Raw genomic sequence first — 13,581 nt, 5'->3', positions numbered from 1 at the left:
GGTGCGAAGGGTCCGGGCCGGCCGGCCCGGACCCTTCTTGAACGATCGTTCCGCTGTTACGGTGCGGATCATGCGTGCCGCCTATGCCTCCCGGTTCGACGCCGACAACCCGCTCGCCGCGCTCACCGTCGGCGACCGTCCCGAGCCCGCCCACCTCGACGACGACTGGGTGACGGTGCAGGTGCGGGCCAGCTCGCTCAACCACCACGACCTGTGGTCGCTGCGCGGGGTGGGGCTCGCCGACGGTCAACTGCCGATGATCCTGGGCTGCGACGCGGTCGGCACCGACCCGGACGGCAACGAGGTGGTGATCTACCCGGTGCTGCCCACCCCCGGCGACCCGCGGGGCGTCTCCATCCTCTCCGAGCACTACCAGGGCACCCTGGCCGAGCGGGTGGCCGTACCCCGGATGAACCTGCTGCCGCTGCCGACCGGCCTGTCGGCGACCGACGCGGCCTGCCTGCCGACCGCCTGGCTCACCGCCTGGCGGATGCTCACCACCCGGGGCCGGATCGCCGACGGCGAGGCGGTGCTGGTGCAGGGGGCCGGCGGCGGGGTCGCCACCGCGGCCGTCGCGCTCGGCCTGGCACTGGGCAAACGGGTGTACGCCACCAGCCGCGACGCCGCCAAGCGGGAGCGCGTCGCCGCGCTGGGGGCGACCGCGCTGGAACCCGGCGCCCGGCTGCCGGAGCGGGTCGACGTGGTGATCGAGACGGTCGGCGCGGCCACCTTCGACCACTCGTTGAAGTCGGCCGCCCCGATGGCCCGGATCGTGGTCTCCGGTGCGACCTCCGGTCACCTGCCGCCGGTGAACCTGCGCCGGGTCTTCGCCATGCAGCTGGAGATCCTCGGCACCTCGATGGGCACCCCGGACGAGCTGACCGAACTGCTCGCCTTCTGCGCCGAGCACGAGGTGAGCCCGGTGGTCGACAGCGTGGTCCCGTTCAGCCGGGTGGCCGACGCGTTCGCCCGGCTGCACTCCGGTGAGGTCTTCGGCAAGGTCGTGGTCGACCACACCGCCTGACCTCCGGCCAACTCAGAGGCGGTCGTCGAGGGTGGCGACGTCGCCCCGGGTGGCCGAGGCGGGCAGCCGGTCCCGGGCCGCCGCGTCGCCGTAGAGCGTCCAGCGGAGGAACTCGATGGTGGTGTCGGAGACCACCCGCAGGGCCGTGTCGTCACCGAGCAGGATCCGGCCGTGGTCGCCCCGGGTCAGGCTGAGCATCGCCTTGGGCCACGGCACCGCGTCGTAGACGGCCCTGCCGGCGGCGTAGTCGACCACCTCGTCGGCCCGGCCGTGCACGAAGAGCTGCGGGGCGGCGGCCCCGGCGAAGGCGGTGCCCACGCCCAGCCCGGTCCCGGCGAGGACCACCCCGGCGCGCAGCCGCTCGTCCCGGCCGGTGGTGAACAGGCCGATGGTGGTCACCCCGCCGGCCGAGTGCCCGGCCGCGGCCACCCGGTCGGTGGCCAGCCGGCCGCGCAGCGGGTCGCCGGCCTTCACGTCAAGCGCCAGCACCTCGTCCAGCACGTACGACACGTCGGCGGGCTGGTTGAGCACGTCCAGGACGCTGCCGTCGGTGCCCTTGCCGGTGTGCGGGAACATCGGCGCGGCCACCACGAAACCGGCCGCCGTCCAGCGGGTGGTCAACGCCCGGTAGTCGGTCGGCCGCCCGTCGAGGCCGTGGCTGAACGCCACCACCGGGAACCGTCCGGCCGCCACCGGGGCGTCGCGCTGCGCCGCCCCACCGGCGGTGCCCCGGGCCGGATACCAGAGGGTCACCGGCAGCGGGCGGTCGCCGCCCCGGTTCAGGGTGAGCTGCCGTACGCCCACCGCGAACGCCCGCGTCGGCGCGGTCCCGGCGGGGACGCGCGACGCCTGCGGGGCGGCCTGCGGCGCGCTCGCCTCCGGCGTCGGCGACGGGGCGGCGGTGGGCGCGGACGGAGACGTCGAGCAGCCGACGAGACCGGCGGCGAGCAGCGCGGCGGTCAGCAGGACCGGGGTACGGCGACGGAACATGAGAACGATTGTGCCCGCCCGTCGCGGCGGCCCGGCGGGCTACGGCCCGGCGTCGGCCAACCGGTCGTCGAGGGTGGTCACGCCGGGGCGGGTGGCGTCGGAGCGCAGCCGCCGGTCGGCGTCCCGGTCGTCGTAGAGGGTCCAGCGCAGGAAATCGGTGACGGTGGCGAGTACCTGCTCGAAGCCGGGTCGGCCCGGGGTGAGGTATTCGCCGTGCCCCTGCCCGAGCACGCTGAGGAACGCCTTCGGGCCGCTCGCCCGCTGGTAACCGGCCCGGCCGACGGCCAGCGGCACCACCGGGTCGGCGGTGCCGTGCACGAACAGCAGCGGGGCGCCCGGCCCGGCGAAGGCACCGGCCAGCCCGCCCCCGGCGATGATCACGCCGGAGCGCAGCCGGGCCGGGTGGCCGGAGGTGAACATGCCGGCCGTGGTGAAGCCGCCCGCCGAGTGCCCGGTCGCCGCGAACCGGCCCACGTCCAGGTGCCCGGCGAGCGGGTCACCGGCACGGGCGTCCAACCGGACCAGGTGCCGGATCACCCGCCAGGCGTCGGCGGGTTGGTTGCGGACGTCGGCGCGGCTGAACCGGGCCGCCCGCCGGTTGGTGTGCGGGTAGGCCGGCGCGGCCACCACGAAACCGGCGGCGGCCCACCGGACGGCCAGCGCGGCGTGCAACGCGGGCAGGCTGCGCAGGCCGTGGCTGTGCAGCACCACCGGGAACCGGCCCGGGGCGACCCGGCCACCCACGGTCGGATACCAGAGCGTCACCGGCAGCGGACGCGACCCGGACGGGTCGACGGTGAGGGTGCGTACCGCGACCGGCAGGGCGTGGTCCGGGGCGTGCCGGGCCGGCGGCGGTGCCGGGGCGTCGGTGGCGGCGGTGGCCGGGCCGCAGCCGGCGAGCAGCGCGGCCAGCACCACGGCGCACAGCCGCCTCTCCCCCATGCCTGCACGGTAGGTGGTCGGCGGCCCGGTCCGGCCCGGCCGTCCGGACGATGGTGGTCACCGGCCCGGTCGGTCCGGCTCCACCGCTCAGGGGGCGTCGGCCAGCACCGCGCGGGTCTGCCGGGCGATCTCCCGTTCCTCGTCGGTGCCGACCACGCAGACGCTGACCGGCGCGCCGGCCGGGGAGATCACCCGGTCGCCGGTGCCGGCGTTGCGGTCGGGGTCGACGGAGATCCCGAGCCGGTCCAGCCCGGCCAGGGCGGCGGCCCGCACCTCGGGGGAGTGCTCGCCCACCCCGGCGGTGAACACGATCGCGTCCGCCCCGCCCAGCAGCGCGTGGTACGCGCCGACGTAGCCGGTGATCCGCCGGCAGTAGACGTCGAAGGCGAGGACGGCGGCGGGGTCTCCGGCGGCCCGCCGGGCCTGCACCTCCCGCATGTCGTTGGCCCCGGTGAGGCCGAGCAGCCCGCTGCGGTGGTTGAGCAGGTCGTCGATCTCGTCGACGCCCATCCCGCCCTCGCGGCGCAGGTGGAAGATGACCGTCGGGTCGAGGTCGCCGCTGCGGGTGCCCATCACCAGCCCTTCCAACGGGGACATCCCCATCGAGGTGGCGACGCTGCGTCCGCCGTCCACGGCGCAGGCGCTCGCCCCGTTGCCCAGGTGCAGGCTGATGGTGCGCAGCCGGTCGTACGGCCGGTCGAGCAGCTCGGCGGTGCGCCGCGACACGTACGCGTGCGAGGTGCCGTGGAAGCCGTACCGGCGGATGTCGTGGCGGCGGGCGGTGTCCAGGTCGATGGCGTACGTGGCGGCGGACTCGGGCAGGGTGTGGTGGAACGCGGTGTCGAAGACCGCCACCTGGGCGACGTCCGGCAGCAGTTCCCGGGTGACCGCGATGCCGGCCAGGTTGGCCGGGTTGTGCAGCGGTGCCAGCGGCACCAGCTCCCCGATCGCGGCGAAGACCGCGTCGTCGATCCGCACCGGCGCGCTGAACAGCCGGCCGCCGTGCACCACCCGGTGCCCCACCGCGGTCAGTCCGGTCAGGTCGAGCCGGCCGAGGATGTCCCGGACGGCGGTGGCGTGGTCGGCCGGACCGCCGCCCGGCTCGCCGACCCGCTCCACCGTGCCGGAGTCGACGCTCGACTCCCCGGCGTAGAGCCGGTACTTCACCGACGAAGACCCGCAGTTGAGCACCAGCACCCGGTCGGTCACGACCCCTCCTCCGACGATCCGGCCGCCTGGATGGCGGTGATCGCCACCGTGTTGACGATGTCGGCGACCTTCGCGCCCCGGGACAGGTCGTTGACCGGCCGGCGCAGGCCCTGCATCACCGGGCCGACGGCCACCGCCCCCGCCGACCGCTGCACCGCCTTGTACGTGTTGTTGCCGGTGTTGAGGTCCGGGAAGATGAACACGGTGGCCCGGCCGGCGACCGTGCTGCTCGGCAGCTTCGTCGCCGCGACCTGCGGGTCGATCGCCGCGTCGTACTGGATGGGCCCCTCGACCAGCAGGTCGGGCCGGCGCTCGCGGACCAGCCTGGTGGCGGCGGCGACCTTCTCCACGTCGGCTCCCGCGCCGGAGTCCCCGGTCGAGTACGACAGCATCGCCACCCGGGGTTCGATGCCGAACCGGGCCGCCGTGTCGGCCGAGGAGATGGCGATGTCGGCGAGCTGGGCGGCGTCCGGGTCGGGGTTGACCGCGCAGTCGCCGTAGACCAGGACCCGGTCGGCGAGCAGCATGAAGAAAACGCTCGACGCCACCGAGACGCCCGGCACGGTACGGATGATCTCGAACGCGGGGCGGATGGTGGCGGCCGTGGTGTGGGTGGCCCCGGAGACCATCCCGTCGGCGTGCCCGGTGGCCACCATCATCGTGCCGAAGTAGTTGGGTTGGGCCACGATGTCGTGCGCCAGCTCGACGGTGACGCCCCGGTGGGCGCGCAGCTTCGCGTACCGGGTGGCGAAGTCGTCCCGCCAGGCGCTGCCGGCCGGGTCGACCACCTCCGCGCCGGTCAGGTCGATGCCCAGCTCGCGGGTGCGGCGGGCCACCTCGTCGGGGCGGCCGAGCAGGATCAGGTCGGCCACCCCCCGGCGGAGCAGGATCTCGGTGGCCCGCAGGATGCGCTCGTCGGTGCCCTCCGGCAGCACCAGCCGGCGGCGGTCGGCGCGGGCCCGGTCGAGCAGGTCGTACTCGAACATCAGCGGGGTGACCCGTTCGGAGCGGCTGACCCGCAGCCGGCGGGCCAGGTCGACGGTGTCCACGTGGCCCTCGAACGCGCCGAGCGCGGCCTCCACCTTGCGCGGGTTGGCCGGGCCGGGCCGGCCCTCGATGTGGCTGGACGCCTCGACCGTGTCGTAGCTGTCGCTGGTCACCGAGAGCACGGCGAAGCCGGTGTTGAGCCGTTCGACCAGGCGCATCGCCCGGGGGTCGGGCTGTTCGCCGAGGGTGAGCACCACCCCGGCGAGCGAGACCTGCCCGGCGACGTGCGCGGTGGCCGCCGCGACCAGCAGGTCGGCCCGGTCACCCGGGGTGATCACCAGGGCCCCCTCGGTGAGGTGGTCGAGCAGGGTCGGCACGTGCGCCGCGCCGACCACGTAGTCGAGCACGTCCCGGCCGAGGGCGGCGTCGTCGCCGGCCAGCAGGGTGGCGTCGAGCGCCGCCGCCACCTCGGCCACCGTCGGCGCGGACACGCTCGGCACCTCCGGGATGGCGTACGCGGGGACGGGCAGCTCCGGCAGGGTCAGCGCCCCGGTAACCCGGTTGGCGATCACCGCCAGCACGGTCGCGCCCAGGTCGGCCAGATCGTGGTACGCCCCGCGCGCCGCCGCCGTGACCGCCTCCGGCTGCTGCCCGAAGCCGTCGACCACGGGCACGACGACGCTGCCGAACTCGGTGGCCAGCCGGGCGTTGAACGCCAGTTCCCGGGGGCCGGCGGTGTCCCCGCCGTCGGTGAAGTCGCTGCCCACCACGATCACCGCCGGGCAGCGCCGTTCCACCGCCCGGTACCGCTCGACGATCCGGGAGATCAGCTCCTCCCGCCGGCCGTCGGCGACCAGGGCCGCGGCCTCGGCGTAGGTGGTGCCGGTCAGGTCGGCCGCGGGCAGGTCGATCCGGTAGCGGTCGTGCAGCAGGGCGAGGATCGGGTCGTCGCCGGTGTCGGAGACCAGCGGCCGGAACACGCCGATCCGTTCGACCTGCCGGGAGAGGAGTTCCGCGAGGCCGAGGGCGATGGTCGACTTACCTCCGCCGGACCCCACGCTGGTCAGGTAGACGCTGCGGGCCACGGCACCACCCTAGGAGATCACGTCGGGTCCCGCCCGGGACCTTCGCCCTGAACCGTCGCCGCAAGGGGTGCGCCGGTGCGACCCGAGTCTCATTCGTGGGACGGGCTGGAAGCTGAGTGATCCTCGTGCCTAAACTCGCATCCCATGACTGGCGACCGCCTGAGCAGGAGAAATGCGCCTCCCAAGGGATCGAAGACCGTGGGCGCGCTCGGTGGTCGGTCGGTTGTCGATCCATATTGTATCGATGATGTGACGGTGGTCGATGGGCCGACCGTGGTGCTCGACCGCACCGCCGGCCCGACCGACGGCCCCACCGCGTTGATCGCCGCCGTGCCCCCGCCGGTCCCCGTCTTCGTCGACCCCAGCGGCCGCCGCCACTCCCGGCTGCGCTGGCTCGCGTACGCCCTGGGGCTGCTGGTCCTGGCCTACTCCGGGCTGGTCGGGGTCAGCTTCGCCGGAGGCATCGCCCCGCACGCGGTGCTCCCCTTCGTCGACGAGGTCGCGCAGCCCGAGCGGTCGTCACCGCCGGCCCGGACGGCCACCACCACCCCGGCCGCCCCCGCCACGACCACCGGCGCCGGGGCACCGACCGTCGCCCCCCGGACGTCCCGGGGGAGCGGTCCGGCAGTCGCCCCGGCCCCGTCCGCCACCCCCGGCACCGCCAGCCCCTCGCCGTCGCCGAGCGCCAGCCGGTCGCCGAGCCGCAGCCCGGCCACCTCCACGGCGTCGCCCCGGCCGACCCGGTCGACGCCGCAGGCCACGACGCCGAACCCGCCGACGCCCACCGACGAGCCGCCCACCCTGCCCGACCCGCTGCCCGGCGGTGCCGACGGCGTCCGCGTCGATGGTTGAGCCGGCCGGCCCGACCACCCGCCGTCGCCTCCCCGGGTCGACCCGCCGTCGTACACCCGGGCCGGCCCGGCGGCGGCGGGCGGTGCCGCCGCCGAGCGGAATCCTGCTGGGCACGGTGCTCGCGCTGCTGGCCGGTGTGCTGCTGGTCGGCGCGTACGCCAACGCCTCCTTCGCCCCGGACCGCCGCAACGACGTCGCCGGGCAGCGGGAGGTGCCGACCTCGGTGGTGACCGGTGGGCCGATCATCAGCGCCAGCAGCGAACTGGTCCGCTCCTACCGGCTGCCGCCACGCACCATCGCGTTGACCTTCGACGACGGCCCGCACCCGGTCTGGACCCGCGAGGTGCTCAAGGTCCTGGCCGCCCACCAGGTCAAGGGCACGTTCTTCGTGCTGGGCTCGCAGGTCGCCCGGCACCCCGAAGTGACCCGTGAGCTGACCGACGGCGGGCACCAGCTCGGCGTGCACACCTTCACCCACCCCGACCTCGCCGAGCTGCCGGCGTGGCGGCAACGCCTGGAGTACGCCCAGACCCAGCTCGCCGTGGCCGGGGCCACCGGGACGCGGACCTCGCTGGTGCGCTTCCCGTACTCGTCGCATCCGGGCGCGATCGACAACCGGGACTGGCCCGTGGTCACCGCCGCCGGTGACCTGGGCTACCTGACCCTCCTCAACGACACCGACAGCCAGGACTGGTCGCTGCCCGGGGTGGACCGGATCGTGGCGAACGCCGCCCCGGACGGTGACGCTGGCGCGGTCACCCTCTGGCACGACGCCGGGGGCGACCGGTCGCAGACCGTCGCCGCCCTCGACCGGTTCATCCCGATGATGAAGGAACGGGGGTACCGGTTCGTCACCGCGACCGAGGGACTGAACCTCGCCTTCGCCGCCGCCGGGGTCGACCACCGGATGGACGCCGCCACCCCCGCCGGCACCGGGGAACGGTGGCGCGGCCGGACGCTGATCTGGGCGGTGCAGGGCGCCGACCGCATGCTGACCGTGTTCGGTGTGCTCTTCGTCGTCGTCGGTGTGCTCACCGTGGGCCGAACCCTCGTGCTGTTCGTGCTGGCCGGGCGGCACGCCCGACGGCGGCGGGCCAGGGACTGGAGCTGGGGGCCGCCGGTCACCGCGCCGGTCTCGGTGATCGTCCCGGCGTACAACGAGAAGGAGGGGATCGCGGCGGCGGTCCGCTCCCTGGCCGGCGGCGACCATCCGGGCGGGATCGAGGTGATCGTCGTCGACGACGGCTCCACCGACGGCACCGCCGACATCGTCGACGCGCTCGGCCTGCCCAACGTCCGGGTGGTCCGCAAGCCCAACGGCGGCAAGCCCAGCGCCCTGAACACCGGCCTGGCGCTGGCCCGGCACGACCTGATCGTGATGGTCGACGGGGACACCGTCTTCGAGCCCGACGCGGTCCGCCGGCTGGTCCAGCCCTTCGCCGACCCGCAGGTCGGCGCGGTGGCCGGCAACGTCAAGGTCGGCAACCGGCGCAGCCTGATCGCCAAGTGGCAGCACATCGAGTACGTCATCGGGTTCAACCTCGACCGGCGGCTCTACGAGACGCTGCGCTGCATGTCGACGGTGCCGGGGGCGATCGGCGGGTTCCGGCGGGAGGCGCTGCGCTACGCCGGGGGGATGACCGACGACACCCTCGCCGAGGACACCGACATCACCATCGCCCTGGGCCGGGCCGGCTGGAAGGTGGTCTACGAGGAGACCGCCCGCGCCTGGACGGAGGCCCCGGCGACCATGGGGCAGCTCTGGAAACAGCGCTACCGGTGGAGCTACGGCACCATGCAGGCGATGTGGAAGCACCGGCGCTCGGTGCTCGACCGGGGTGCGTCGGGCCGGTTCACCCGACGCTGCCTGTTCTTCCTCAGCCTCTTCGGGGTGCTGCTGCCGCTGCTCGCGCCGGTGATCGACCTGCTGGCCCTGTACGGCCTGTTCTTCCTCGACCGTCGGGCCACGGCGGTGGCCTGGCTGGTCATGCTCGGCGTGCAGACCCTCACCGCCGTGGTGGCGTTCCGGCTGGACCGGGAGAAGCTCGGGGTGCTGTGGGTGCTGCCCCTGCAACAGTTCGTCTACCGGCAGCTCATGTACCTGGTGATGGTGCAGGCGGTGGTCACCGCGCTGACCGGCGGGCGGCTGGGCTGGCAGAAGCTGCGGCGTACCGGCCTGGAACCGGCGGTGCGCAACGGCTGACCGCCCCCGCACCGGTGCGGGGGCGGTCAGCCGGATCAGTCCTCGTCGAGGTCGTCGAGCCGGGCCAGCCAGGTGGCGAACCGCTCGACAGGCGTCTCGAACTCCGGGTTGAGGTCGACGAAGTCGCGCAGCCGCTCACCCAGCCACTCCAGGGTGACCTGCTCGTCGCCCCGGCGCTGCACCAGTTCCTCGATCCCACGATCGGTGAAGTACACCGTGTTCCTCGTTCCTCGCTGACGGGCCCGGCCCGCGCCCTGGACAGGGGCGGGCCGGGTGGGTGGCTGGGGATCGGATCAGGGGCGGGGCAGCGCGGCGTCGATCAGCGCGGTCTGCTCCACCTCGTGCATCTTGGCCGAGCCGACCGCCGGGGCGGCGGCGGCGGGCCGGGAGATGCGGCGCAGCCGGACGTCGGCCAGGTGCTCCAGCAGGTTGAGCGCGACGAAGCTCCACGCCCCCTGGTTGGCCGGCTCCTCCTGCACCCAGGCGAAGTCCTCCGCGTTCGGGTACGCCGCCAGCGCGTCCCGGATCTCCTGCACCGGCAGCGGGTAGAGCTGCTCGATCCGGACGATCGCGGTGTCGGTGACACCCCGCTCCTGCCGGGCGGTGAACAGGTCGTAGTAGACCTTGCCCGAGCAGAGCAGCACCCGCTTGACCTGCTCCGGGGCGGGCCCGGTGGGGTCGGCCAGCACCGGGGCGAAGGTGCCGGTGGTGAAGTCCTCCACCGGGCTGACGCAGAGCTTGTGCCGCAGCAGCGACTTCGGCGTGAACACCACAAGCGGCTTGCGCTTGGGCGACAGGGCCTGGCGGCGCAGCAGGTGGAAGTAGTTCGCCGGGGTGGTCGGGACGGCCACCCGCATGTTGTCCTCGGCGCAGAGCTGGAGGAACCGTTCCGGGCGACCGGAGGTGTGGTCCGGGCCCTGGCCCTCGTGGCCGTGCGGCAGCAGCAGGGTGACCGCGGAACGCTGGCCCCACTTCACCTCGCCGGAGGAGATGAACTCGTCGATCACCGACTGGGCGCCGTTGACGAAGTCACCGAACTGGGCCTCCCAGCAGACCAGCGCGTTGACGTTCTCCACCGAGTAGCCGTACTCGAAGCCCATCGCGGCGTACTCGCTCAGCAGCGAGTCGTGCACGAAGAACCGGGACCGCTCGCCGTCGGCGGTGAGCGACTTCAGCGGCAGGTAGTCCTCGCCGGTCTTGGCGTCGACGATCGAGGCGTGCCGCTGGACGAAGGTGCCCCGGCGGGAGTCCTGCCCGGCGAGCCGGACGGTGACCCCGTCGTGCAGCAGCGCGCCGAACGCGATGATCTCGCCGTACCCCCAGTCGATGTTGCCCTCGGCGGACATCCTGGCCCGCCGGTCGAGCAACTGCTGGATGCGCTTGTGCGGGGTGAAGCCCTCGGGCAGGTTGACGTGCGCCTCGCCGATGGCCTTGACCACGGAGGCGTCGGTGGCGGTCGCCACCTGGGGCTCCGGCTCCTCCTCCCGGCTCGTCCGGCTGACGTGGCGGGGAGTGGTGGCGGCGTCGCGGGTGGCCTTGAAGACCCGTTCCAGCTGCGCCTGGTAGTCGCGCAGCAGCTCCTCGGCGTCCTCGACGGTGATGTCGCCCCGGCCGATCAGCTCCTCGGTGTAGAGCTTGCGGACCGACCGCTTCGAGTCGATGATCTTGTACATCTGCGGGTTGGACATCGACGGGTCGTCGCCCTCGTTGTGCCCGCGCCGCCGGTAGCAGACCATGTCGATCACGACGTCCTTGTTGAACGCCTGCCGGTACTCGAAGGCCAGCCGGGCCACCCGGACCACGGTCTCCGGGTCGTCGCCGTTGACGTGGAAGATCGGCGCCTGGATCATCCGGGCCACGTCGGTGCTGTACAGGCTGGACCGGCTGTACTCCGGGGCGGTGGTGAACCCGACCTGGTTGTTGACCACCACGTGCACGGTGCCGCCGGTGCGGTAGCCACGCAGCTGGGACAGGTTGAGCGTCTCGGCGACGACCCCCTGCCCGGCGAACGCGGCGTCACCGTGCACCGCCAGCGGCAGCACGGTGTAGCCCTCCAGCTTGAGGTCGATCCGGTCCTGCTTGGCCCGGACGATGCCCTCCAGCACCGGGTCCACCGCCTCCAGGTGCGACGGGTTCGCCACCACCGACACCTTGACCGAGTGGTCGCCGTCCGGGGTGGTGAACTTGCCGTTCTGGCCCAGGTGGTACTTGACGTCGCCGGAGCCCTGGGTGGAGCGCGGGTCGAGGTGCCCCTCGAACTCCGAGAAGATCTTCTCGTACGGCTTGCCGACGATGTTGGCCAGCACGTTGAGCCGGCCCCGGTGGGCCATGCCGATGACGACCTCGTCCAGCCCGTCCTCGGCGGACGCCTCCAGCACCTCGCCGAGCAGCGGGATCAACGACTCGCCGCCCTCCAGCGAGAACCGCTTCTGGCCGACGTACTTGGTCTGCAGGAAGGTCTCGAACGCCTCGGCGGCGTTGAGCCGGTTGAGCACGTGCTTCTGCTCGTCGGCGGTCGGCTTCTCGTAGCGGCGCTCGATCCGCTCCTGGATCCAGCGGCGCTCCTCCGGGTCCTGGATGTGCATGTACTCGATGCCGAGCCGACGGCAGTACGAGTCGCGCAGCACGCCGAGGATCTCGCGCAGCTTCATCCGCTGCTTGCCGGCGAAGCCGTTGACCGGGAAGGTGCGGTCGAGGTCCCACAGGGTCAGCCCGTGCTGGAGGACGTCCAGGTCGGGGTGCTTGCGGATGGTGAACTCCAGCGGGTCGGTGTCGGCCATCAGGTGGCCCCGGACCCGGTAGGCGTGGATCAGCTCGTGCACCCGCGCGGTCTTGTTGATCTGGCCCTCGGAGTCGACGGCCACGTCGCGCATCCAGCGCACCGGCTCGTACGGGATGCGCAGCGAGGTGAAGACCTCGTCGTAGAAGCCGTGCTCGCCGAGCAGCAGCTCGTGCATGACCTTGAGGAACTCGCCGGACTGCGCGCCCTGGATGATCCGGTGGTCGTACGTGCTGGTCAGCGTGATGATCTTGCTGACCGCCAGTTCGGCCAGGGTCGCCTCGCTCATCCCCTGGTACGGCGCGGGGTACTCCATCGCGCCGACCCCGATGATCGCGCTCTGCCCCTGCATCAGCCGGGGGATCGAGTGCACCGTGCCGATGCCGCCCGGGTTGGTCAGCGAGATCGTCGTGCCCGAGTGGTCCTCCATGGTCAGCTCGTTGCGGCGGGCGCGCCGGACCATGTCCTCGTACGCCTGCCAGAACTGCCTGAAGTCCATCTGCTCGCAGCCCTTGATGGACGGCACCACCAGGTTGCGGGTGCCGTCGGGCTTGACCAGGTCGATGGCGATGCCCAGGTTGACGTGCTCCGGGCGGACCATCGCCGGCTTGCCGTCCACCTCGGCGTACGAGTTGTTCAGCTCCGGGTGCTCGACCACGGCCCGGACCAGCGCGTACCCGATCAGGTGGGTGAAGCTGACCTTGCCGCCGCGCCCCCGGGCGAGGTGGTTGTTGATCACGATGCGGTTGTCGACCAGCAGCTTGGCCGGGACCGCGCGCACGCTGGTGGCGGTCGGCACGGACAGCGAGGCGTCCATGTTCTGCACGATCCGGGCGGCCACCCCGCGCAGCGGCGTGGTGCCGGCGGCGCTGGCCGTCGGCGCCTTCGCCGCCGGCTTCGGGGCCGCCTTCTCCGCGGCCGCCGGCTTCGCGGCGGACCTGGTGGCGGTCTTCGCGGTGGCCGGCTTCGGGGCGGTGGCCGGCCTGGCGGTGGCGGTCGACCTGGTGGCGGCCGGCTTGGTGGTGGCGGCCGGCCGGGTGGCGGCCGGCTTGGCGTCGGCCGCCGTCGCCTTCGCGGCGGGCCCGGTCGCGACGGTGGCGACCGGCTCCTGCTGCTCGGCCGGCTCCGGCGTCGCCGCCGCGGCGGCCCGGCCGTCAGCCGGACGCGGGGTCGCCGCGCCGGGAGCGGGTCGGTAGTCGGCGAAGAAGTCGTGCCAGGCCGAGTCGACGCTCGACGGGTCGGCGAGGTAGCGCTGGTACATCTCCTCGACGATCCACTCGTTCGGGCCGAAACCCGCCAGTGGGTTCTCCTGCGAAGTCTGCTGGGTCGACACGGCCGGTAATCGCCTCTTTCACGCGGGTCTGTGTGTCACGCGGTGTCCGCCGTCGTCCTAACGTGCACGTGGACGGGCGACGGCTCCCAGGCTACGCCGCAGAAATACCATAGGCATTTCCACCTCCAAGGGGTGTGCGGTTTCACAGAAGATACCGAAAGTCAATCACCTCTTCGT

The 13,581-nt window shown here is 73.3% G+C and carries 9 protein-coding genes; 3 read left to right on the top strand and 6 right to left on the bottom strand.

From position 1 onward, the window contains the following. Nucleotides 1-61: 61 nt before the first annotated feature. Nucleotides 62-1,024 (top strand): zinc-binding dehydrogenase, encoded by a 963-nt coding sequence (locus B5D80_RS22960; protein ID WP_169733094.1) that lies wholly within the window; start codon nt 62-64, stop codon nt 1,022-1,024. A gap of 12 nt (nt 1,025-1,036) precedes the next feature. Here the strand turns inward: B5D80_RS22960 and B5D80_RS22955 are convergent, their stop codons facing one another. The 4 genes from B5D80_RS22955 to pta all read right to left on the bottom strand — a co-directional run bounded on the left by B5D80_RS22955 (nt 1,037) and on the right by pta (nt 6,237). Further along, nucleotides 1,037-2,014, bottom strand: coding sequence for an alpha/beta hydrolase family protein (locus B5D80_RS22955; protein ID WP_088645997.1), 978 nt, complete (start codon nt 2,012-2,014; stop codon nt 1,037-1,039). Between the two features lie 39 nt (nt 2,015-2,053). Then, nucleotides 2,054-2,956 carry an alpha/beta hydrolase family protein gene (locus tag B5D80_RS22950; RefSeq protein WP_088645996.1) on the bottom strand — a complete coding sequence of 301 codons (903 nt, stop codon included), beginning with the start codon at nt 2,954-2,956 and terminating at the stop codon, nt 2,054-2,056. A gap of 87 nt (nt 2,957-3,043) precedes the next feature. Further along, nucleotides 3,044-4,165 (bottom strand): acetate/propionate family kinase, encoded by a 1,122-nt coding sequence (locus B5D80_RS22945; RefSeq protein WP_088645995.1) that lies wholly within the window; start codon nt 4,163-4,165, stop codon nt 3,044-3,046. After that, entirely contained in the window at nt 4,162-6,237 is a 2,076-nt protein-coding gene (pta, locus tag B5D80_RS22940) for a phosphate acetyltransferase (RefSeq protein ID WP_088645994.1), read from the bottom strand. Before pta ends, B5D80_RS22945 begins: the two co-directional genes overlap by 4 nt. Nucleotides 6,238-6,492: 255 nt before the next feature. Here pta and B5D80_RS33455 point away from each other — a divergent pair, with 255 nt between their 5' ends. Together B5D80_RS33455 and B5D80_RS22930 are read left to right on the top strand one after the other, a co-directional pair. Further along, on the top strand, nt 6,493-7,089 hold the full coding sequence (locus tag B5D80_RS33455; RefSeq protein WP_158224229.1) for a hypothetical protein: 597 nt from the start codon (nt 6,493-6,495) through the stop codon (nt 7,087-7,089). Beyond that, nucleotides 7,082-9,292 carry a bifunctional polysaccharide deacetylase/glycosyltransferase family 2 protein gene (locus tag B5D80_RS22930; protein WP_088646021.1) on the top strand — a complete coding sequence of 737 codons (2,211 nt, stop codon included), beginning with the start codon at nt 7,082-7,084 and terminating at the stop codon, nt 9,290-9,292. The genes B5D80_RS33455 and B5D80_RS22930 overlap by 8 nt, the downstream gene beginning before the upstream one ends. A gap of 35 nt (nt 9,293-9,327) precedes the next feature. On the opposite strand, the gene B5D80_RS22925 is transcribed toward B5D80_RS22930, so the two are convergent. Both B5D80_RS22925 and B5D80_RS22920 read right to left on the bottom strand, forming a co-directional pair. Further along, nucleotides 9,328-9,507 carry a DUF6104 family protein gene (locus B5D80_RS22925; RefSeq protein WP_088645992.1) on the bottom strand — a complete coding sequence of 60 codons (180 nt, stop codon included), beginning with the start codon at nt 9,505-9,507 and terminating at the stop codon, nt 9,328-9,330. Nucleotides 9,508-9,585: 78 nt separating this feature from the next. Next, on the bottom strand, nt 9,586-13,404 hold the full coding sequence (locus tag B5D80_RS22920) for a multifunctional oxoglutarate decarboxylase/oxoglutarate dehydrogenase thiamine pyrophosphate-binding subunit/dihydrolipoyllysine-residue succinyltransferase subunit (RefSeq protein WP_088645991.1): 3,819 nt from the start codon (nt 13,402-13,404) through the stop codon (nt 9,586-9,588). Between the last annotated feature and the right edge of the window lie 177 nt (nt 13,405-13,581).

The sequence above is a fragment of the Micromonospora wenchangensis genome, assembly GCF_002210435.1.
GTDB lineage: Bacteria > Actinomycetota > Actinomycetes > Mycobacteriales > Micromonosporaceae > Micromonospora > Micromonospora wenchangensis.
The sequence above is the reverse complement of the archived record's forward strand: the minus strand, read 5'-3'. Positions and strand labels throughout refer to the sequence as shown.

What these genes read in the sequence shown, in the direction of transcription:
- B5D80_RS22955 (WP_088645997.1), bottom strand. Translation starts at nt 2,014, where the DNA reads ATGTTCCGTCGCCGTACCCCGGTCCTGCTGACCGCCGCGCTGCTCGCC.
- B5D80_RS22950 (WP_088645996.1), bottom strand. Translation starts at nt 2,956, where the DNA reads ATGGGGGAGAGGCGGCTGTGCGCCGTGGTGCTGGCCGCGCTGCTCGCC.
- B5D80_RS22930 (WP_088646021.1), top strand. Translation starts at nt 7,082, where the DNA reads ATGGTTGAGCCGGCCGGCCCGACCACCCGCCGTCGCCTCCCCGGGTCG.